This window comes from Pseudovibrio japonicus (assembly GCF_014651595.1).
GTDB lineage: Bacteria > Pseudomonadota > Alphaproteobacteria > Rhizobiales > Stappiaceae > Pseudovibrio > Pseudovibrio japonicus.
On sequence record NZ_BMXE01000005.1, the window covers coordinates 21,417 to 42,473 of the forward strand.

The window sequence follows — 21,057 nt, forward strand, 5'->3', positions numbered from 1 at the left end:
GGATCGGTAAGGCGTATCAGGCAGGCGCTTTTTGCTTTGCGGCCATTGCTTCTTCCCAGCTTTTGATCAGAGCAGCGCGGCGTGCGGGGTATTTGTCGCTCTGGACCTCTAAGGAGCGCACCCGATCCGTCTTGAAATGCCGATAGTCCTGTCGTGTTTCGCACCAGGCAACGATGTAGCGGACGTTGTCCAGGTAGGCGATGAGCAGAGGCCAGATCAGGCGGTTGGTTAGTTGATTGTTCTTGTCCTGATAGGTGAGTTGCAGTTTGGAGCGGTCTCTGATGGCGCGGCGCAAGAGGGTGCCGTCGAACTGTTCGTGGATAGTCGCCGTTGTTGAGATGGGTTTGAGGCCAGCGTCCAATATGATTGGGCGCAGCTCCTGCGGAATGGCAGCAGATAGCTTGGCCACCAAGTCTCTGGCGGAGCGTGCAAGTGATGGATCTGCCTGTGTTGCAACCCATGCGGCGCCTAGCGCTGCGGCTTCCAGCTCGTCAGCTGTCAGCATCAATGGTGGCATGTCGTAGGCATTATCAAGCACATAGCCTGTTCCCGCTTCTCCGGTGATCGGAACCCGCTGGGCCATGAGTTCAGCCATGTCGCGGTACAGTGTTCGCAGGGATATTTCGAGCTCGTCTGCGAGGGCGCGTCCTGTCACAGGAGACCGGCTCGACCGCAAAATCTGGATAATGTGGAAAAGGCGTTCCGTACGACGCATTGCGGGCTCCTGCTGTCATGCTGCTGCCATAACGGTGTCAGCAGCGCAACTGTATCAATGGTTCAGCACCAAAGCGCAATAGCAACATATTTGCCACGTCAGAGGAAACCAAAATGATACGCCGTGAACGAACCATGATGATTGATGCCCGTCCTGATGTTGTTTGGGATGTTATCGGGCGGTTTATGCATGTTGATGAGTATGCCCCGCTTGTGACGTCTGTTGACGCTATGACGGAAGGGCCCGATGGGGTTGGCTCAAAGCGGCGTTGTCACTTTGAGGATGGCAACTCCGTTGTTGAAGAAGTGACAGAGTGGGACCCCAATCACCGCTACCGGGTCCGGCTGAGTGAAACTTCACCGATGCCGCTGAAGGAAGCGTATGCTGAGATTTGCATCAAGCCGCAAGGGCAGGGACGGACGCTGGTGGTGTGGAGCATTGAGTTTCGCATGAAGTACGGTCCCCTCGGGTGGTTGATGGGTCAGACGCTCCTGAAAATCATGATGGGCAAGGTTATTGACGGAAACCTGAGGGGTCTGGCTGATAAGGTTCGGGTGCCGCGGGCACTTGCAGCATAGGCAAGGGTCGATAGGGAGCAGGTCCGGGTGGGGAGGAGATGATTGCGTCAGTTGAGGCTTACTCACACTCTCTTTCGCGCTCAAAGTAATCGCGCAGCAGTCCGACGCGTTTCGGGCGGAAGAATTCTTCCAGAAACTCAACGGACTGGATACGGTCGAGCCGGAACATGCGGAAATCTTCGCGTAGGCAGCACCATGCGATCAGGGCCTGCACCTCGCTGAAGAAGTAGATGGTGAGTGGCCAGACTTTGCGTTTGGACTGGCGGTCGTTCAAATCCAGATAATCCAGACGGACCGCCTGTTCATTCCAGATTGCCTCGCGAAGGCCAGGGAAATCGGCTTCAGATGTGGGCGTGTTGCGCAAGATGTGGCTGCCAACTGTGGCGTGACGCAAGCGTTGGCGCATGCTTTGCGGAAGGCTTGCCTCCAGTTTCACCAGAGCGTTTTGTGCTGCGTAGGTGAACTCAGTGTTGCCAAGTTTAGCTACGGTATGCAGGCCAAGAGCCAAGGCCTCCACCTCATCGGCTTCAAAATGCATTGGCGGCAGTGAGGGGTCTTCCGTCAGCGTGTAGCCAAAGCCTGCTTCGCCATCGATTATTGCGCCAGAGGAGCGAAGGCTTTGAATGTCGCGGTAGATGCTACGCTCCGAGACTTCCATTTCCAAAGCCAGCCGTGATGCCGTTACCGGCGATGGTAAGCGCCGCAAGACTTGCATCAGGCGAATGAGGCGATCTGAGCGGCTCACAAACAGTCTCCAGTTTCAACCTGCCAACGGGAATGAGTCTGAGCATAGCCATGCTGACAGGAATTGTCAGGAGCCCATTCGTATGAAGGAGCGGCACAGAGCTGACATTTCACGCTCTGGGAGATGAGCCAGGGAGACCGGCATGTTGCGCTTAAAACCTATTCATATACTTGGAGGATTCCTCATAATGTCTACCAGCTTTCCAACTACTGCTTCAGCTTGTGACGAGATGGACAAGCTAACCATCGTTAATCCAGCAAACCTTTATGATCCATCCGCTCACGGCTATAGCGTTTCAGTGGTTGCGCCAACTGGTGGGCGGGTTGCGTATGTGTCCGGGCAAGGAGGTGTTGATGACAACGGTGCTTATTCGCCAGAGTTTGCGGTGCAGGTGAAACAGGCTTACGCAAACTTAGGAAAGGTGCTTGATGCGCTTGATGCCACCCCAGCGCAGGTTGCTAAGCTTACCGTCTTTGTGGTTGACCATGATCCGTCGAAGCTCGGCGTACTGACGCAAACCGTCGCTGAGATGTTTGGCAAAACGCTTCCGGCACAGACGTTGGTGCCTGTTCCCAAGTTGGCAATTGAGCCGATGCTGTTTGAGGTGGATGCGGTGGTTGTGCTGCCATAGCGCCAGCACTTGTAGTGACCGTTTAGACGGGCTGGTGTTGGGTTGCTTTTACGCAGTGGTGCATCTGTTATTTGCAAAACGCATGTGGATGAGGGGATAGGGGCGGCCTTGAGCGTCGAGTTCTGAGCGCCCTGTTTCCTGAAACCCAATGCTACGATAAAAACCAACAGCCTGAGTGTTTTGCTCGTTTACATCCGTTGTCAGGTTCGGGTGCTCAGCAAGTGCGGCTTTGATGAGCTGTTTGCCGATGCCTTTGCCATGATGTGAGGGATCAACAAACAGCGCCTCCAGGTGTCCTTCATGTAAAAACATAAAGCCGAGTGGCTTATCTTGATCGTCCACTGCTAGGACAAAACGCACTTGAGGAAAGAAGGCGGCAACCTCTTGCTCAATTGCTTTAAGGTCATGCGGCTCAAGAAAGTGGTGTGTTGCGTCGACAGCTCTGCGCCAGATTTCCAAAATTTGGGCGGTGTCTTGCTCGTTTGAAGGGCGAATTTGAAACATATGCGTCATTACAAGTTTGTATAGGTGCTCGCAAGGTTCTTTGATTGCGCTTTTCTTGAATGTGTTTGGCGAAAGCTATAGAGATCCTGATATAGGTCAGTTGTTTAGGTGGGGCAGGTGGTTATAGTTCAAGCCTGACTTGCGAAATGGAGTGTGCTGGTTGTGGCTGGTATCTGGCGTTTTCTTGGTGCGGTTGTTGTGAGCCTTGCGCTGGTTGGTGGAGGCAGCGTTGCTGCGTTTGCGCAGGAGCGGGAGCAGATATTGGTGTTTGCGGCGTCCAGCTTAAAAGATGTGCTTGAAGACGCTGGTGCGGTGTTTGACCAGACCCACAACACGGATACTGAATTTTCCTTTGGTGGCACGCAAACGATCACCCGCCATGTGGTTGCTGGTGCGCCCGCTGATCTGCTGGTGACGGCGGATGATGCGTGGATGGAATATGCGGTCCGCAATGGTGTTCTCGTGGATGACAGTGTGGTTGAGCTGGCGTCAAACGGGCTTGTGCTGGTTGGTTCGCAGGAGCTGGACGCCATGCCGGTTGAGCTGGAGCCTGAAGCGTTGCAGGCAGCGCTGGCGAATGGGCGCCTTGCTATGGGCGAGCCGGAGACGGTGCCGGCTGGGCGCTATGGCAAAGACGCGCTGATTAATCTTGGTTTGTGGGAGAGTGTGGCACAGCGGGTAGCGCCGGTTGAGAATGTGCGTATTGCTCTGGCTGCAGCTGCACGGGGGGAAGTGCCGCTGGCACTGGTGTACGCATCTGATGCGCAAGTGGAGCAAGGGGTTCGCGTGCTTGCGAAAATTCCGCAGGACAGTCATGATCCCATTGTTATTCCCGGAGCGTTGACCTCTGTGCATTCGAAAAGTGGCGTAGAGTTCCTGGAGTTTTTGAAGAGTGCTGAAGGGCAGGAGATCTTTCGGGTCCATGGTTTTAAAGTGAGTGGCGATTGAGCTTTTATCTGACGGATGCAGAATGGGAAGCGATCAAGCTGTCGCTGCAGGTTGCTGGCCTTGCAATAACAATTGCGCTGCCGCCTGCGGTTCTGCTTGGCTATGTTCTCGCCCGCTGGAAGTTTCCCGGTCATACGCTGGTTAATGCGCTGGTGCATTTGCCGATTGTGCTGCCGCCTGTGGTGACAGGGTATGTTCTGCTGGTGCTGTTTGGGCGGCAGGGCGTGCTGGGTGCCTTTTTTGCTGATGTGTTTGGCATTGTGTTTGCCTTCCGCTGGACGGGGGCGGCGCTGGCTGCCGGGGTCATGGCGTTTCCGTTGATCATTCGGCCTGTAAAGCTTTCCTTTGAGCTTTCCGATGGGCAGCTGGAAGAAGCCTCCCATTCGCTGGGGACCTCGCGCCTTCGGACATTCTTGCTGATTACGCTGCCGCTGGCGTTGCCGGGCATTCTGAGTGGCGCGATCCTTGGGTTTGCCAAGGCGATGGGTGAATTTGGGGCAACGATCACGTTTGTTTCCAACATTCCCGGTGAAACGCGGACGCTGTCGCTTGCGCTTTATACGGAGATGCAGAGTCTTTCGGGTGAGGCTGGCACGATCAGGCTGACTGTGATTGCGATTGTCGTTTCCATCTGTGCGCTGGTGTTCTCCGAGATTATCTCTCGTCGTCTTTCCCGCAAGTTGGGAGGGCGACATGATTGATGTCGATATTTCCAGCAGGCTGGGCGACTTCTCGCTCTCCGCGAAATTCACGGTGAACAGTGGGATTACGGCGATCTTTGGTCGGTCGGGGGCTGGCAAGTCCTCGCTGATCCGTATGATTGCGGGGCTGTCTGCTCCGGATCGCGGACGCATTGCGCTGGGCGAGCGGGTTGTGTTTGATCGGGCAGCTTCCATCAATGTGCCTGTTCAGCAGCGCGGGGTGGGTATGGTGTTTCAGGATGCCCGCCTGTTTCCGCACATGAGCGTGGAGCGGAACTTGCTTTACAGCCAGTGGGCTGCGGGGCGTCAGTCTGCTGTTGGTTTGGGTGAGATTGCTGAGCTGTTGGGGATTGCTCATTTGCTCAAGCGCCGTCCCCATGGGCTTTCTGGTGGCGAGAAGCAGCGAGTGGCGATTGGGCGAGCGCTGCTTTCCAATCCGCAGATCCTTGTGCTGGATGAGCCGCTGGCTTCGCTGGATGCCTCCCGCAAGGCGGAGATCCTGCCGTATCTTCTGAAGCTGAAGAACGAGTTCGGCATTCCCATGCTTTACGTGAGCCATAGTCTGGGCGAGATTGAGCAGCTGGCGGATACGCTGGTGCTGCTGGATGCGGGGACTGTGGTGGCGCATGGGCCAATTGCGCAGATGCTGAGTAATCTGGAATTGCCGCAACTGGCGAGTGGGCCGGATGCGGGCTCACTGTTGTTTGCCAAGCTGGACCACTATGATGCGCAGTGGCAGATCACCGAGTTTGGTCTGGAAGGGCAGATCTTGCAATTGCCCGGTATGCTGGGCGAGGTGGGGCAGGATGCACGTATTCGCATTAAGGCGAAGGATGTGGCTCTTGCGCGCAAGGCGCCTGATGAAGCTTCTATCCGCAATGTGCTTTCTGTTGTGATTGAAGGCATTACGGAGACCTCTGGCCCCTATGCCGAGGTGGATTGCCGGGTTGGGGAGCAGCACTTGCGGGCGCGGCTGACACGCCACTCGGTGCACGAGCTGCAGTTGACCGCCGGACAAAAGGTATTTGCTTTGATTAAAAGTGTTGCGCTGGACCAGTGAACAAACACGGGTTAAACCGTAGATGATTGAGCGTATTTCAGCGATGTCACGGGAGGCGTCGCGGTTACAGCATATCTTCACGCGTATCCTTTTTGGAGAACCCTCGAGTTTTCGGGGATGCGCTCTAACCTGCGTATCGGACAAGTGACGTGAGACGGAAGAGCAGAACAGAGCGATGGCATCGGGTGTCCAGAGTGGCGCTCATGATGTTTGTGCTGTTTGCTCTCATTGTTGCCTGGGTCGCGATGAAGCTGAGCAGCCAGTTTTATATGGCTGATTTGCAGTTGCGCAGTCAGGCGACTTTGTCCGTACAGGCTGCCGGGCTCGAAAAGTATCTCGACAAATACCGTTTGCTGCCGCCCTTGCTGGCGCAGCGCTCTGACATTGTGCGTATCCTTGCCGATAATGAGCATGAGCGCGGGCAAAATGTTGCCAAGGTGATTGCGGGAATGTCCGGTGCACAGGAGGTGTGGTTTCAAAAGCCAGAAGGCGAGATAGTTGCTTCCAACCTGATTGAGCATGCCAGTGTGGCTGGACTGGGCGTGTCCTCGTATGGGGATGCGTTGCAGGCTGCGCGGCAGGGGCGGCTGGGCCGGCAGCTGGTGCTGTCACGAAATGGTGGAGCCGCCAGTTATGTCTTTATCGCGCCTGTGCGGCAGGGTGAGCAGGATTATGGTTTCATCGCTGTGCGCGTCAGCCTTGAAGAGGTGGAGCAAAACTGGGCGCTTTCCAAGGACCGGCTGGTTGCTGTTGATCAGAACGGTATTGTGGTGGCGACCAATCAGGCGAGCTGGCGTGGTGAGCGTCTGGATGCTGAGCGTACCGCACGGAATGGGCGTGCAGCGGGTGAGCAGAACGGTGTTATTGATCGACGCTGGGAGGATCAGGATTTCCAACTGGTGCGTCTGAACCCGCCGCTTAATAAGACCAACTTCCAGATGATTGAGCAGGATCTGCCCGTATTGAACTGGCAGGTGGTGCTGTTTGCGGACACGGCACAGGTTCGTCAGCAGGCGATCTGGGCGGCGCTGGTTGCTGTGCTTTTGTGCGTGGTGAGTAGCGGTCTGTTCTGGATGGCCGGGGAGCGGCGGCGGCGGTTGCTGGAGCGCATGCGGCAGGACAAGGATTATGCGGAGAGGCTGGAAGCGCGGGTGCATGAGCGCACGCGTGAGCTTTCCACCATGAATGCTTTGCTGGCGCAGGAAGTGCGAGAGCGCGAGGTGGCCGAGAAGGAACTGCAGCACGCGCAGGCAGGGCTGGTGCAGTCTGCCAAGCTTGCGACGCTGGGTGAAATGTCTGCCGCGATCTCTCACGAATTTAACCAGCCGCTGGGCGCGATCCGCACCCACTCTGAAAATGCGCAGGTGCTGATTGAGAGTGGCAAGTCTGATCGGGCACTCAAGAGCCTTGGCAAGATCGTTGCCATGGTGGAGCGGATGGCGGCGATCAGTCAGATCCTGAAAGGGTTTACCCGCAAAGCGGGGCGTGATCTGATGCCGGTGAAGGTTTCTGCCGTCATTGACGAAGTGCTGATGCTGACGGGTCCGCGCTGCAAGCAGATGGGCGTGAACCTTGAGGTGGTGCAGGATGATAAATCCATCGAGGTTCTTGCGGGTCAGGTGCGGCTGTCACAGGTGCTGATGAACCTGATGGGCAATGCGCTGGATGCGATGAAGGCGCAGGACGGTCCGTTGATCCGGATTTCTGTTTTGCGCGAAGAGCAGCAGGCGGTCATTCGGTTTGAGGACAATGGGCCGGGTGTGCCGGATAATGTTGCCGCGAGCATATTTGATCCGTTCTTCACTACAAAGGATGTGGGGGAAGGATTGGGGCTTGGTCTGTCCATTGCCTTTAAAATAATCAAGGACCTTGAAGGGGAGCTGCGCTATGAGCAATCCGAGCTTGGCGGTGCCTGTTTTGTGATTGTGCTGCAGGATGCAGCGGCCCTTTCCGGCGATCCTAAGGAAAAAGAAATTGAGTATGGACGTATGGGCGATTGATAAAGCCACCATTCTTCTGGTCGATGACGACGAGGACATGCGTGAGGCGCTCGTTGAAGGGCTGGAACTGGCCGACTACAACGTGATGGCGTTTTCCCGCGCTGAGCAAGCACTGGAGCACATTACGCATGAGTTCTACGGGGTTCTGGTCAGCGATATCCGCATGCCGAAGATGGGTGGCTTTGATCTGATGAAGGCTGCCTTCGAGATCGACAGTGCTCTGCCTGTGGTGCTGATCACAGGTCATGGCGATGTGCCGCTGGCGGTCGAGGCCATGCGGGCAGGGGCCTATGATTTCAAGGAGAAGCCGTTTCCTGTCAGTGGGCTGGTCACCGTTCTTCAGCGCGGGTTGGAGAAGCGTCGCCTGACGCTGGAAAACCGTGTTCTGCGTGAAGAGCTGGGAAAGCTTTCTGGGCTGGAAGAGCGGATTGTCGGCAAGTCGCCTTCGATGGAAGCCTTGCGCAATATGATTACGGCGCTGTCTGGCACGGATGCGGATGTGCTGATTTTAGGTGAGACTGGCTCCGGCAAAGAGGTGGTTGCCCGCGCTTTGCACGAGGAAGGTGTGCGCAAGGATGGACCGTTTGTGGCGCTGAACTGCGGGGCGTTGCCGGCGGATATCATCGAGAGTGAGTTGTTTGGCCATGAGAAGGGTGCCTTTACGGGTGCCAGTGGTCAGCGCATTGGTAAGCTGGAACACGCCCATGGTGGGACTGTGTTTCTGGATGAGATTGAGTCCATGCCTTTGGACTTGCAGGTGAAGCTGCTGCGGGTTTTTGAGACGCGGGCGATTGAGCGGCTTGGGTCGAACAAATCGATTCCGCTGGATCTGCGTTTTGTGGCGGCAACCAAGGAAGATCTTGAAGCGGCATCCAATGAAGGGCGGTTCCGGAAGGATCTGTTTTACCGCCTCAATGTAATCACACTGGCTATTCCGCCGCTGCGGGAGCGGCTGGAGGATATTCCGGTGTTGTTCCACTATCTGACTCGAGGAGCTCGGGCGCGGTATCGTAAAGAAGTTCCGGAGATTTCGAGAGAGTTTCTTTCAGAGTTAATGCAGCGGGATTGGCCGGGTAATGTACGTGAACTGCGCAATGTGGCGGACCGGTTTGTGTTGGGGCTGGAAGGACAGGTCAAGCCAGTGAGCGCCGGTGATGGTGTTTCCGGGGCACAGAGCGGGACACTCTCTGAGCGTGTAAGTGCCTTTGAACGCGATATTATTGCTGCCGAGCTTGAGAAGAATGAAGGTAAGATCAAGCCGACTTATGAGGCGCTCTCCGTATCTCGCAAGGCGCTTTACGAGAAGATGAAAAAGTACGGCTTAAGCAAGGATGAGGTTGGTGAATAGATATGTGTCGAATTCGACACATTTTTGAGTAATCAATGTTACTTATTCGTAACAAATGCAAAATGAATAATTAGGTGAAATTCCGTAAGTGTCTGTAACTATTGGAACTATTAAAACTGGCACGCAGTTTGCTTTTAGTGTCGCGAGGAGCATCGCTCCGTTCCATCTGGGAGGATACTATGAAGAAAATGATTACTGCTGCCACCGTTGCAGCTGGAATGTTGACCGCGTCTCAGGTTTTTGCTGCTGAAGCGTGTGATCCGGGTGAAGTTGTTATCAAGTTCAGTCACGTGGTGTCTGCGACAGGCCACCCGAAGGGCGATTTTGCGACTGCACTTGCTGAGCGCATCAACACCGAGATGGATGGTAAAGCCTGTATGCAGGTGTTCCCAAGCTCTCAGCTGTTTGACGACGATAAAGTGATGGAAGCTCTGCTGCTTGGCGACGTTCAGGTTGCTGCGCCTTCTCTTTCAAAGTTTGAAGCTTACACCCTCAAGTACCGTGTGTTTGACCTTCCATTCCTGTTCTCCGACATGAATGCAGTGAACAACTTTACTCAGGGTCCAAAGGGTCAGGAACTGCTGGGTGCGATGTCTGACATCGGCTTTGTTGGTCTGGGTTACGTTTACAACGGCATCAAGCACTTCTCCGGAAACAAGCCATTGGTGGTGCCTGCTGATGCGAAGGGCCTGAAGTTCCGCGTTCAGACCTCTGACGTTGCTGTTGCGATGATCGAAGCACTGGATGCAAACGCACAGAAGCTTGCGTTTAAAGAAGTGTATGGCGCGCTGCAGACCGGCGTTGTGGACGGTCAGGAAAACACCTGGTCCAACATCTACACCAAGAAGTTCTTTGAAGTTCAGGACGGTATTACCGAAACCAGCCACCAGCTGCTGTCTTACCTTGCTGTGACGTCTCAGGAATGGCTCGATAGCCTTGAGCCGGATGTTCGTGATCAGTTCCTCACCATCTTCACCGAAGTGACCAACGAGTCCAACGCTCGCTCTTCCGCTATTAATGAAGCGAACAAGCAGAAGATCATTGAATCTGGTGCAGTCGTGCGCACTCTCACGCCAGAACAGCGTCAGCAGTGGGTTGATGTGATGAAGCCTGTATGGGGCAAGTTTGCTGATGACATCGGTCAGGACGTGATCGACGCTGCTGTCGCGGCAAACAACTAATCCAAAATACAATGAGGTCCGTCCGGTCATTAGATCGGGCGGACCCAGAAAATCCACAATGGTTTCTTTCTTTGTGCCGCCACACACTGGGATCTGGCGACACACACCGGGAAAAGAGAATGCTGTTGCGGGGGAGGGTGCTTTGTCTCGACTAAACAAAATAATTGATGCTTTCGAAGAAGGGGTTATCGCCACCATCCTTGCGTTGATGACGCTGGTTACCTTCTGGCAGGTTGTCATGCGGTATGGCTTTAACACTGGCTGGGGGGGCGCCCTGCAGTTCACCCGCGTGCTGTTTGCATGGCTTATTCTTTTCGGCATGAGCTACGGCTTGAAGATTGGTGCGCACCTTGGCGTTGATGCGTTTATCCGCCTGTTTCCCAAGCCAGTCTTCCGGGCTTTCGGACTCCTTGGCGCGCTGTTGACACTGTTGTATGCGGCGCTGCTGTTTGATGCAGACTGGTTTGGCTGGTTGCTCGGGCTTGATAACCGCGGTTCTTCCGGCGGTGCGTTCGACTACGTGGCGCGGTACTACAAGCTTCCAATCGGCATGGAAGATCTGAAGTTTCCTGAGTGGTATCAGGAGATGTTTGGCGTGAAAGAGCGCGTTCCGCGCTGGTGGGGCTATGTGATCCTGCCTGTCGGTCTTGTCCTTCTTGGTTTCCGGTCATTGCAGATGTGCTGGCTGATCATCACGGGGCAACGGGACACCATGATTGCCGCGCACGAAGCTGAAGAGCTCGTTGAAGAAAATAAAGACGTTCTGAAGGACTAAGCTCAATGGAAACCGCTGTTCTCTTTTTGCTGCTCTTCGGGCTGCTTCTCATCGGGGCTCCAATCGCGATTGCGCTTGGCTTGTCTTCCGTTCTCTTTATCGCACTGTTTTCTCATGACTCCATGAGTTCCGTGACCATTCAGATGTTCAATGCGTCACAGAACTTCACCTTGCTTGCGATTCCGTTCTTCATTCTTGCGTCCAGCTTCATGTCCACGGGTGGTGTGGCGCGCCGTATCGTGAACTTCGCGGTGGCGACTGTTGGTTGGGTGCGTGGTGGTCTGGCCATGGCTGGCGTGCTGGCCTGTATGATCTTTGCGGCGCTGTCTGGCTCTTCGCCAGCGACTGTGGTGGCGATTGGTACCATTGCGATTGCTGCGATGCGTCAGGCTGGGTACTCCAAGGAGTTCGCTGCCGGTATCATCGCCAACGCCGGTACGCTGGGTATTCTGATCCCGCCTTCCATCGTGATGGTTGTTTATGCGGCGGCGACGAACGTTTCCGTTGGCCGTATGTTCCTGGCAGGTGTTGTTCCGGGCATCGTTGCTGGTCTGATGCTGATGGGTGCGATCTACTTCATCGCACGCAAGAAGAACCTGCCTTCGCAGCCGTTCCCGAGCTTTAAGGTGTTGTGGTCCACGTTTGCCCAGGCAGCCTTTGGCATGTTCCTGATTGTGATCATCCTTGGCGGTATCTATGCGGGTATCTTTACGCCAACAGAAGCTGCGGCTGTTGCTGCTGTTTACGCGTGTTTGATCGCTCTGTTCATCTACCGCGACATGGGTCCGCTTAAGGAAAAGAAATGGCGCAAGCCGGGTGAAAGCCTGATTGAATCGGTGGGTCGTAACGTCGGTTTGATCACTCTTTACTTCGTTCCAGCGCTGTTCCACCGGGATACACGCAAGGTGCTGATTGAGAGTGGTAAAACCACGATCATGCTGATGTTCATCATTGTGAACGCCTTGCTGTTTGCGCATACGCTGACTGCTGAACGTATTCCGCAGGTCATCACCGATTGGATGGTTGGTGCTGGTTTCGGCTGGTTCACCTTCCTCGTTGTGGTCAACATTATCCTGCTGATTGGCGGGCAGTTCATGGAGCCGTCTGGCCTGCTGCTGATCGTGGCGCCTGTGGTGTTCCCGATTGGGCTGGAGCTGGGCGTTGATCCAATTCACCTGGGTATCATCATGGTGGTGAACATGGAAATTGGCATGATTACGCCGCCTATTGGGCTCAACCTGTTCGTGACCTCGGGGATCACGGGCATGAGTCTGGTGCAGGTCGTGCGTGCTGCTGCTCCGTTCGTGATGGTTCTGCTGGTGTTCCTCGTTATGGTCACGTACCTACCGTGGCTCTCCACAGCGCTGCCCACCTACATGATGGGGCCAGAGGTTGTGCTTAGATAGCTGACACTAACTTGCGTTGAAAATTATTTTGAAAGGCCGGGGCATCAGCTCCGGCCTTTTTGGTTTCCCCGCTTATTCGAGAAAAATGCCTCCCAATATTTTAGGGTAATTTTTGTGGGCTGAACTGATAGTTCAAGTTTGGTTTAACCCGGTCAGTCAGGTGCTGAGGGGGGTGTTGCTCTAGCTCTTGAGTGAGGTGCCTATGTGGAGAACTTTTGCTGCTATTAGCCTTGCGATGGTGCTTGGTTCCGCTGCACCAGCCTTTGCTCAGGAGCCGTGCAAGCCGGGAGAGCTGGTCATTAACTTTAGCCATGTTGTGCAGTCTACCGTCGACCCTAAAGGGGATTTTGCAACGATGCTGGCTGAGCGTGTGAACACAGAGATGGATGGCAAGGCCTGCATGCAGGTGTTCCCGTATTCCCAGCTTTTCGATGATGATCAAGTGATGGAAGCCATGCTGATGGGCGATATGGAAATCGCGGCTCCCTCCCTTTCCAAGCTTGAGGCTTATACCCATAGGTACCGTGTGTTTGACCTGCCGTTTCTCTTTGAGGACATTGATGCTGTCGATCGTTTCACCCAGAGTGAAAAGGGACAGGAGCTTTTGCAGGCTATGTCTGATGAGTATGGGGTCGTTGGTCTTGGCTATCTCTACGAAGGGCTGAAGCACCTTTCTGCAGGTCGGCCACTTGTCGTGCCATCTGATGCGAATAGGCTGAAGTTCCCGGTTCAAAACTCTGATGTGTCGGTTGCTATGATTGAGGCGATGGGGGCGAGTGCCCAGAAGCTGGAATTCAGGGAAGTGTACGGTGCATTGCAGATAGGTGTGGTGGACGGACAGGAGAACAGTTACTCCAATATACTGACCTCACGTTTCTTTGAAGTGCAGGATGGGGTGACGGAGACCAATCATCAATTGCTGGCCTACGTGGTGTTTGCGCACCAGGTGTGGCTGGACAGCCTTGACGCTGACGTGCGCGAGCAGTTTCTGACGATCTTCAACGAGACGCTGCAAGAGGCCAATGCGCAGGCGGCCAAGACCAATGAGGAAAACCGCCAGAGGCTTATTGATGTGGGCTACGCTGTGCGTGAGTTGACACCTGAACAACGGGCGAAATGGGTTGATCTGATGCGGCCTGTGTGGAGGAAGTTTGAAGAGGAAATCGGGGTAGACCTGATTGAGGCTGCGGAAGCGGCCAATCAGTCGAAGCCGGACTGATCGTTTTCTGCATGACCATTTAAGAGTATTGCGTGTACGTATCCACGTTCTATGATCAATGTTGATCATTGAATAGGTGCGTCATGTCCGAGGTTATTTATCTTTCCGCCAAAGAAGCTGCCAATGAGCTGGGCGTGCGCCCGGCAACGCTCTACGCCTATGTGAGCCGTGGATTGATCCGTTCCGTTCAGGGGGCGGGTCGGACGCGGCTTTATGATGCCTCCGACGTCCGTTTCCTGCGCAGCCGCCGTGCTGGGGAGGGGACAGAAGAGCGGGAGGGGCAGTCGCGTAGTGCAGCGGCGAAAGGTGTGCTTGAGACAAAGCTCACGCTGCTGACTGATGAAGGACACTATTATCGTGGGCAGTCTGCTTTGGAGCTGGCAAGGGCTGGGACGCTTGAAAGTGTGGCCACGTTGCTGTGGGATTGCAAGAATGACCCGTTCGCTCAGCCTGCGCCGCAAGCTGTCGGGCTGCTGAGCGAACATCAGCAGCCTGTGGAGCGGGCGATTATCGCTCTTTGCTGCTGGCCTGAGCAGGATACGGCTGCCTATACGCTGTCTCAGGAGCTGCTCAAGCAGAAAGGGGCGAGCCTTACTCGGCTTGCAGCCAGCGCGCTGCTGTTTCAGGAACCAAGCACCGCCCCGATGCACCGACAGATTGCCCATGCCTGGGGCATCCACGATGAGAAGGCGATTGATCTGATCCGGGCGACGCTTGTCTTGTGCGCTGACCATGAGCTTAATACCAGCGCTTACGCGGTGCGGTGTGCTGCTTCGACACGCGCGCCGCTGCATGCGGTTCTGATTTCCGGGCTGGGAGCCTTTATGGGCCCACGTCATGGCACAAACGCAGAGCGTGTTCTGAGTTGGCTGAAGCACATTCATGCGAGGGACGATATAGAGAGCGTGCTGCAGGAAAGATGCATGAACGGTGAATATCTACCGGGACTTGGCCATTCTGTTTATGGCGGGCCAGATCCTCGTGGCGAATTTCTATTAGACATGCTCATGCAAAGTGAGCTGGATCACCCGCTCATCGAACTGATTCCACCCTTGCTGGAAAGATCACGTGAGCTTTTTGGAAAGCACATGAATGTGGATTTTCCACTAGCTCTTTTGGTGCAGGTTTTGCATCTCCCAAAAAAATCTGCAGGTATTTTGTTTGGTATATCAAGAATTAGCGGTTGGATTGCGCAAGCGCTAGAACAATACCAATTGCAAGAACAAATACGCCCACGTGCTGCATACGTTGGTATTCGTCCGAGCTAAAAAACCATTCAAGTGAATAGTTAGTTTTTTTGATCTTTAACCTGAGCGTGTATCTAAATATAGTTCAATGTTTTCCTAGCGTAAGATTATGTAGTTTATGTAATTATGGTGTAGTAAAGTTTGTATCGATTATTTTAGCTCGATGCCTAGAAGTATTTTCGAGATTATCAATAATCGAGTAGTTTGTAATCGATGTTATCTATTGTGGAAATTTGTGTTTTTACATGTTTTTGACGTCTACTAGTCGTTTTGGGGGTGTTCAAATTGGGGAGGCTCTATGTTACGTCTACATCGTCATTCGAAATATTTGATGTATTTCTCACTCTATCAAGAATAAGGCATTTCATGAATCGTTTGCCCCCTTTGAATGCTTTGGTCGCGTTTCGTGCAGTTATGGAAACTGGGAGTTTGGTTTCGGCGGCCCAAAAGCTGGCAATTACAGCTAGTGCGGTCAGTCACCGGCTCAAGGCGCTGGAAGATCATCTGGGGCTGGAGCTGTTTGAGCGGCGTTCCAGAGCTGTCTTTCCAACAGCTGCAGCGTATCGTTATGCCTCCGAGATCGCCGAGGCGTTTGACAGAATTTCTACGGCTACGCGCACCATTGAAGCAATCGGAAACAGAGATACCTTGAGTATCCATTGCTCCTCGAGCTTTGCGAGCAATTGGCTGCTGCGCCGACTGCGCTCTTTTACAGCGCATAACTCTGAGATCACAGTTACTGTTTCCAGCAGTAGCACTGATCAGAGTATTGAAGGCGGGCTGTATGATCTTGTCTTCACACGCGAAGCTGATGCTCCTGACGAGTTCCGTGAGTTGTCGTTGGGGCGGGAGAAGTTCCGTCCGCTGATCTCGCCAGAACTGCTGGATTCGCTTGGTTACCCAAAGAAGCCCAACGAGCTGCTTAAGCTTCCTGTCATTCGCAGTGAGGGTGCTCCGGTTTCCTGGGAAACGTGGCTGACGGAAGCTGGTGTGTCCAACCCAATCGTCAATGAGATGATGGTGTTTGAAAGTGCAGCGCTGGCGCTTGATGCTGCCAATAAAGGGTTCGGGATTGTTCTAGAGTCCAACCTTTTGAGCGCTGAAGCTGAAACTGCCGGGCGTCTTGTTCCGATCTTCCCTGAATACCAGCGAGATGGCCGTGAGCATAAGCTGATGTGGCGTGAGAAGCGTGGCGCTGAGCCGAAGATCCGCAGTTTCCGTGACTGGCTTGAAAACCAGCTGCGTTATGATTTCGTGGATGATGAAGCTTATGAGCCAGCTGACGCTCTGGTTGACTAATCGGGCGTAGTGATGTGCGGCTGGTCGCAGGGGCGAGCGACGGCCAGTATTCAGTGATGTTTTTTGAGTTGGGTGGGTGCTTCGGTATCCACCCAATTTCGTTTTAATGCTTGCTAGTTGATGGTGCGGATCCGTCGCAGGAGGCGGGGCCCTGAGGCAAATTTCTTCTGTTCAACTTCGATTAAATCCCTTAGAAGCACCCCTAAATACGCGCCCTTTGATTTTCCCCAATGCAAAGCGTGAGGCGCGGGACAATAGCTCACTGTTAGAGCTATAGAAAACACCAGAGAATTTGGTCGCCACCATGAGAACTTCAGAACTCCTGATGCCTGCGGGCAACTTGCAGAAACTCAAGATTGCCGTTCTTTACGGCGCGGATGCAATCTATCTTGGTACGCCGGACATGTCGTTGCGCACGAAGGCAGAGTTTACGCTTGAGCAGGTCGTTGAAGGCATTGAATTTGCGCATAAACATGGCAAACGTGTTTATCTGACGCTGAACCTGTTCTCGCACAACAAAGACGTTCCCAAGCTGAAGGAATATGCGGAGACCATCCGCGATATTAATCCAGACGGCTTGATCATTGCAGATCCGGGTGTGTTCCAGTTCATGCGCAAAGAGCTGCCAAATGTGCCTCTGCACATTTCCACGCAGGCAAACGTGTGTTCCTGGCTTTCCGTTGATTTCTGGAAAGAGCAGGGTGCAGACCTGGTGGTGCTGGCGCGTGAAGTTTCGTTCCCTGAGCTTTCTGAAATTCGTGAGAAGTGCCCGGACATCCGTTTGGAGGCGTTTGTTCATGGTGCAATGTGCATGACCTATTCCGGTCGCTGCCTGCTGTCCAACTTTATGGCGGAGCGTGGCGCGAACCAGGGGAACTGCGCGAACTCCTGCCGCTGGAACTACAAAGTGCGCATGCGCATGAAAGATGGAACCATCAATGAGCTTGAGCTGAACGAAGACAACATCGACATGTTCGAGTTCCTGCTGGAAGAAGGCTGTCGTCCGGGCGAATTGATGCCAATTCTGGAGGATGGTCGCGGGTCTTACATTCTGAACTCCAAAGACCTGTGCCTGATGCCGAAGCTTGATGACTTCCTGCGGATCGGTGTGGATTCTCTGAAGATCGAAGGTCGTAACAAGTCCATGTACTACGTGGCGGTTGTCGCGCGCGCTTACCGGATGGCGATTGATGATTACTATCGTGATCCGGAGAACTGGAACCCGCAGAAGTACATGGATGAGATGTACAGTGTTGCCAACCGTGGCTACACAACAGCCTTCCATGAGGGCCGCCTGAATAACTTCGCTCACAATTATGAGGACACGCATTCCATCGGTGAGTGGGAATTTGCCGGTATCATTGAGGATGTGGCGGACGATGCCTTCTATATGAAGGTGAAGAACAAGATCATCGCTGGTGAGGTGCTGGAATTCCTGCAGCCGATGTCTGACGACAGTGTGTTGTTGCGTATCTACGAATTTGAAGATGCTAAGTCCGGGGAGATGACGCAGGAAGTGCATGCTGGCAAACAGCCTGTGGTGCGTATCCCGTTCTCCCTGTTTGATAAGGAAGATGCGGCGACGTTTAAAGAGCGCTTTCCGGTCAATACGGTTGTGCGTAAGGAACGGCCGCTGACGCCTGAGCAGTGGAGCCGTTTGAAGCTGGACCGGACGGCCGAGCGCATTGAAGCGCGCGGTGAGGCGACCGATGCGCAGCAGAACAAGTACGAGAGCCAGCGCGACAGGCTGATTGATGCGATTGCTGAAGGCAGTCAGGATCGTAAGCCGAAGTCTCCGCGCCTTGGACTGGAAGGATGTTGTGGTCGCGGCTGTAACGGCTGCATGATCTTCTGGGAAGATCCCAAGTTTGAGAAGGCGCGAGAAATCCTGAAGACCAAGAAACAGGGTGAGATGCTGGCCCGGAATGCGTTGAAGCATGAAGTAAGCTGATAGCTTAGAAGAATTGATTGATCTGATGCCCTGGCCGCAACGCTGGGGCATTTTTTTATCTTGATGCTGCGAGCCTCCACTAAGATTTTTTGATAAGGCTAGAATAATTAGTAATATTAACTAATATTAGCAAAAATTGATGTATGTATTAAACATGGGTTCTACGCGTTGCCACGTCCAATGCCGGGGTGTTTGGGCTGGTCATCTCGTGGGGCCGCATGGGGCAACAAAATACGCCGATCTTACCTGTTTGGATGCTGGCAAACTGGCTGTAGCGTGCTGATCGGAAAGTGGCGTGCAAGGGGTTATCTGCATCTGAGATGCAGTTTGGAAGGTAATTCGAGATGAATTGGTCCGGTAGGTTGAAGAGCGCGCCTAAAGCACAGGCATCTGATCAGGCAGGTGTGGGCGGCATTGATCCTAAGGGAATTGAAGTGCTTCTGTCGGCTTTGGAGGAAAAGCAGCCACTTCCCGAGGTGGAGGGTGTGCCAGCAGAGCTTTTTGAGCGCTTTGCGGCACTGAAACAGAAGCTGGACGCTCAGGATGAGCGCACTCTTGGTCAGACGGTCGAGTACTCAGTACAAGCCAGTGAGGCGATGGCGGCGATCTCGCAGATTACATGGCACATTCGCAAGACCGATGAAGGGTCACAGACGATTGCGACCGGTGTGGAAGAGCTGAACGTCTCGTTCTCCGAGATTGCATCCAGTGCGCAAGGAGCTGCTGATGCGATGGACTCTGCAAATGAGGCCATGCAGCAGGGAGAAGCTGCGACCCGTGAGTCTGCAGAGGCCAGCGAGCATATCGGACAATTCTTCGAGAGTATGATTGCGGCTGCAAATGAGCTGACGGAGGCTGCTGTTCAGATTGGCACCTTTGTGGGCACCATTGAAGGGCTCGCCAAGCAAACCAACTTGCTGGCACTGAACGCGACGATTGAAGCTGCGCGCGCTGGTGAGGCCGGGAAGGGCTTTGCAGTGGTGGCGTCTGAGGTGAAGGATCTTTCCGGTCAGACACAACAGGCGACGGACGATATTCGCTCACGGATCGAGACGCTGCAGGCGCATGTGAATGGTGTGAACTCTGCTGTCAGTGATGCACAGTCTTTGGTCGGCAAGAGCGTCGATAACTCGCAGAATGCCGAGAGTTTGATTTCTAAAGTGCTGCGCGATGTGAGCGTTGCGAGTACTCAGATGCGAGAGATTGCCCATCAGCTTTCCCAGCAGGAAGAGGCGACAGGCGAGATCAATCGCGGTGTTCATGTGATTGCAGCACATGCGCGTGATGTGAACGAGCGCATTGAGTATGTGATCAATACGGTTGCGCAATCTGAAAGTATTGTTGAGGCGCAGTTTGCTGAGTTTGAGAAAAGCAGCGTGCCGAACTTCATTCTGCATCGGGCGAAGGCTGACCACATAATGTGGAAGAAGCACCTTGCAGAGATGGCCGTTGGAATTGGAAAACTCCAGGCGGCGGAGCTTGCTGATCATCATCAGTGCCGCCTTGGGAAGTGGTATGACAATGTAGAGGATGCACGCATTCGGGATAGTCTGGCGTTCCAGAAGTTGCTTCCGGTTCATGCAGAGGTTCACGAACAGGGCAAGGCCTGCGCGCGCTTACTGGAAACCGGAGACCATGAAGGGGCAGACGCAGCTTACAAACGTATGGAGAATGCCTCTACTGAGGTGCTGCGTTATCTGGATGAGTTGCTGAGGAAGCGGTGATTGCATCGTTCTAATCAGAAACCAGAGCGGTCGTGCGATACGAGCACTCTGGTTTGCTGACTTGATCGAACTGGCAAAGTGAAAATCACTTTAGTGTCAGAAAAATGCGACAGTGTTTTTGATGTTTGTTTGTTTTTCTTGATGTTGAGATAATAAATCTAATGCAAATATTTAGAGTAGCTCATTTATAGGAGTGGTATTGTTTAACACGCTGATATTTAAGCGCATTTATTACTGAATTTGAAAAGTAGGTAATATGTGTTGCACTTCAATTTAAGAGCGCTCTGTGTATTAACGAGCAGCAAAGTCATGCTTTCCGTTGTAGCTGCGATAACTACTAAGTAGGTGTGTCCAGAAAACCATTTTTGTTAGGTGAAATTAGCATTTCACATTCAGCTAACTCCTTTTAGTAGATACTAAAATTATGAGGGGTGTATCTCAACTAAGCGGAGTTTCGTGCTGATTTGGGGTCACACATGAAATCCGGATTTTACGCATTAGCTGGTTGTACGTTGCTGCTAACAAGTGCTTGTGCACAGATGCCTAAAGATGTTCTGCAAGTGACTGAGCAGCACAAAGCTATGAAAGCGGCTCAGTCCAGAACTATCGCTTCACCAAAGAAAAAAGAAGTGCTTCTAGCTGGGGCAGCTGCTCTTCAGGATATGGGCTTCTCCATTGACAAGACAGATCCAGAATTAGGGCTCGTTGTGGGCTCGAAGCAACGTGATGCGAAAGAGGGTGAGCAAGTTGCATTAGCCGTTGTTGGTGCTGCAATTACGACAATACTTGCTGGGCCGGTCGCTGGGGTACACAACTTTAAATATGATGATGAGCAATTTGTGCGTGCTTCAATCACTGCTGGTAGTGAGGAAAATGCTACCGACCTGCGCATTAGCGTCCAGCGGATTGTGTTGGACCAAAGAGGTGACGTATCCAAAGCAGAAACAGTTAAAGACGAGAAGCTCTATAGCCAGTTTTACGAAACGCTGGGGGCGTCAATCCCTTGGGAAGTCACAGGAGGTTAA

General features: G+C 53.5%; 19 protein-coding genes. 16 read left to right on the top strand and 3 right to left on the bottom strand.

Features of this window, described 5'->3' with window-relative positions; genetic code table 11:
- Positions 1-16 precede the first annotated feature (16 nt).
- Entirely contained in the window at positions 17-715 is a 699-nt protein-coding gene (locus tag IE076_RS14360) for a helix-turn-helix transcriptional regulator (protein WP_189437490.1), read from the bottom strand.
- Between the two features lie 113 nt (positions 716-828).
- Here IE076_RS14360 and IE076_RS14365 point away from each other — a divergent pair, with 113 nt between their 5' ends.
- Positions 829-1,293 carry an SRPBCC family protein gene (locus IE076_RS14365; RefSeq protein ID WP_209009132.1) on the top strand — a complete coding sequence of 155 codons (465 nt, stop codon included), beginning with the start codon at positions 829-831 and terminating at the stop codon, positions 1,291-1,293.
- Between the two features lie 58 nt (positions 1,294-1,351).
- Here the strand turns inward: IE076_RS14365 and IE076_RS14370 are convergent, their stop codons facing one another.
- Positions 1,352-2,038 (bottom strand): helix-turn-helix transcriptional regulator, encoded by a 687-nt coding sequence (locus IE076_RS14370; RefSeq protein WP_189437491.1) that lies wholly within the window; start codon positions 2,036-2,038, stop codon positions 1,352-1,354.
- A gap of 187 nt (positions 2,039-2,225) precedes the next feature.
- Here IE076_RS14370 and IE076_RS14375 point away from each other — a divergent pair, with 187 nt between their 5' ends.
- On the top strand, positions 2,226-2,669 hold the full coding sequence (locus IE076_RS14375) for a RidA family protein (protein WP_371871509.1): 444 nt from the start codon (positions 2,226-2,228) through the stop codon (positions 2,667-2,669).
- 48 nt (positions 2,670-2,717) lie between these two features.
- Here the strand turns inward: IE076_RS14375 and IE076_RS14380 are convergent, their stop codons facing one another.
- Positions 2,718-3,173 carry an acetyltransferase gene (locus IE076_RS14380; RefSeq protein WP_189437722.1) on the bottom strand — a complete coding sequence of 152 codons (456 nt, stop codon included), beginning with the start codon at positions 3,171-3,173 and terminating at the stop codon, positions 2,718-2,720.
- 162 nt (positions 3,174-3,335) lie between these two features.
- On the opposite strand from IE076_RS14380, the gene modA reads away from it, so the two are divergent.
- The 14 genes from modA (at position 3,336) to IE076_RS14450 (ending at position 21,057) form a co-directional block, all read left to right on the top strand.
- Positions 3,336-4,121 carry a molybdate ABC transporter substrate-binding protein gene (modA, locus tag IE076_RS14385; RefSeq protein ID WP_189437493.1) on the top strand — a complete coding sequence of 262 codons (786 nt, stop codon included), beginning with the start codon at positions 3,336-3,338 and terminating at the stop codon, positions 4,119-4,121.
- Positions 4,118-4,822 carry a molybdate ABC transporter permease subunit gene (gene modB, locus IE076_RS14390; RefSeq protein WP_189437494.1) on the top strand — a complete coding sequence of 235 codons (705 nt, stop codon included), beginning with the start codon at positions 4,118-4,120 and terminating at the stop codon, positions 4,820-4,822. The genes modA and modB overlap by 4 nt, the downstream gene beginning before the upstream one ends.
- Positions 4,815-5,882, top strand: coding sequence for a molybdenum ABC transporter ATP-binding protein (gene modC, locus IE076_RS14395; protein WP_189437495.1), 1,068 nt, complete (start codon positions 4,815-4,817; stop codon positions 5,880-5,882). Before modB ends, modC begins: the two co-directional genes overlap by 8 nt.
- Before the next feature lie 203 nt (positions 5,883-6,085).
- Positions 6,086-7,882: a sensor histidine kinase gene (locus IE076_RS14400; RefSeq protein WP_244649698.1), complete on the top strand. Its 1,797-nt coding sequence runs from the start codon at positions 6,086-6,088 to the stop codon at positions 7,880-7,882.
- Positions 7,863-9,230, top strand: coding sequence for a sigma-54-dependent transcriptional regulator (locus tag IE076_RS14405; RefSeq protein ID WP_189437723.1), 1,368 nt, complete (start codon positions 7,863-7,865; stop codon positions 9,228-9,230). Before IE076_RS14400 ends, IE076_RS14405 begins: the two co-directional genes overlap by 20 nt.
- 179 nt (positions 9,231-9,409) lie before the next feature.
- Complete coding sequence (locus IE076_RS14410; protein ID WP_189437497.1) at positions 9,410-10,411, top strand: DctP family TRAP transporter solute-binding subunit; 1,002 nt, start codon at positions 9,410-9,412, stop codon at positions 10,409-10,411.
- Positions 10,412-10,553: 142 nt separating this feature from the next.
- The gene (locus tag IE076_RS14415) at positions 10,554-11,186 is read left to right on the top strand and encodes a TRAP transporter small permease (protein ID WP_189437498.1); all 633 of its coding nucleotides are present in this window, start codon (positions 10,554-10,556) and stop codon (positions 11,184-11,186) included.
- Between the two features lie 5 nt (positions 11,187-11,191).
- A complete protein-coding gene (locus IE076_RS14420; RefSeq protein ID WP_189437499.1) occupies positions 11,192-12,592 on the top strand; it encodes a TRAP transporter large permease in 1,401 nt (466 codons plus the stop codon).
- A 202-nt stretch (positions 12,593-12,794) separates the two neighbouring features.
- Complete coding sequence (locus IE076_RS14425; protein WP_189437500.1) at positions 12,795-13,811, top strand: DctP family TRAP transporter solute-binding subunit; 1,017 nt, start codon at positions 12,795-12,797, stop codon at positions 13,809-13,811.
- Positions 13,812-13,894: 83 nt separating this feature from the next.
- Complete coding sequence (locus tag IE076_RS14430) at positions 13,895-15,079, top strand: citrate/2-methylcitrate synthase (RefSeq protein WP_189437501.1); 1,185 nt, start codon at positions 13,895-13,897, stop codon at positions 15,077-15,079.
- 345 nt (positions 15,080-15,424) lie between these two features.
- Entirely contained in the window at positions 15,425-16,357 is a 933-nt protein-coding gene (locus IE076_RS14435; protein WP_189437502.1) for a LysR substrate-binding domain-containing protein, read from the top strand.
- 304 nt (positions 16,358-16,661) lie between these two features.
- Positions 16,662-18,308: a U32 family peptidase gene (locus tag IE076_RS14440; protein ID WP_189437503.1), complete on the top strand. Its 1,647-nt coding sequence runs from the start codon at positions 16,662-16,664 to the stop codon at positions 18,306-18,308.
- A gap of 344 nt (positions 18,309-18,652) precedes the next feature.
- Positions 18,653-20,032 carry a methyl-accepting chemotaxis protein gene (locus IE076_RS14445; RefSeq protein ID WP_189437504.1) on the top strand — a complete coding sequence of 460 codons (1,380 nt, stop codon included), beginning with the start codon at positions 18,653-18,655 and terminating at the stop codon, positions 20,030-20,032.
- Positions 20,033-20,508: 476 nt separating this feature from the next.
- Positions 20,509-21,057 (top strand): hypothetical protein, encoded by a 549-nt coding sequence (locus IE076_RS14450; RefSeq protein ID WP_189437505.1) that lies wholly within the window; start codon positions 20,509-20,511, stop codon positions 21,055-21,057.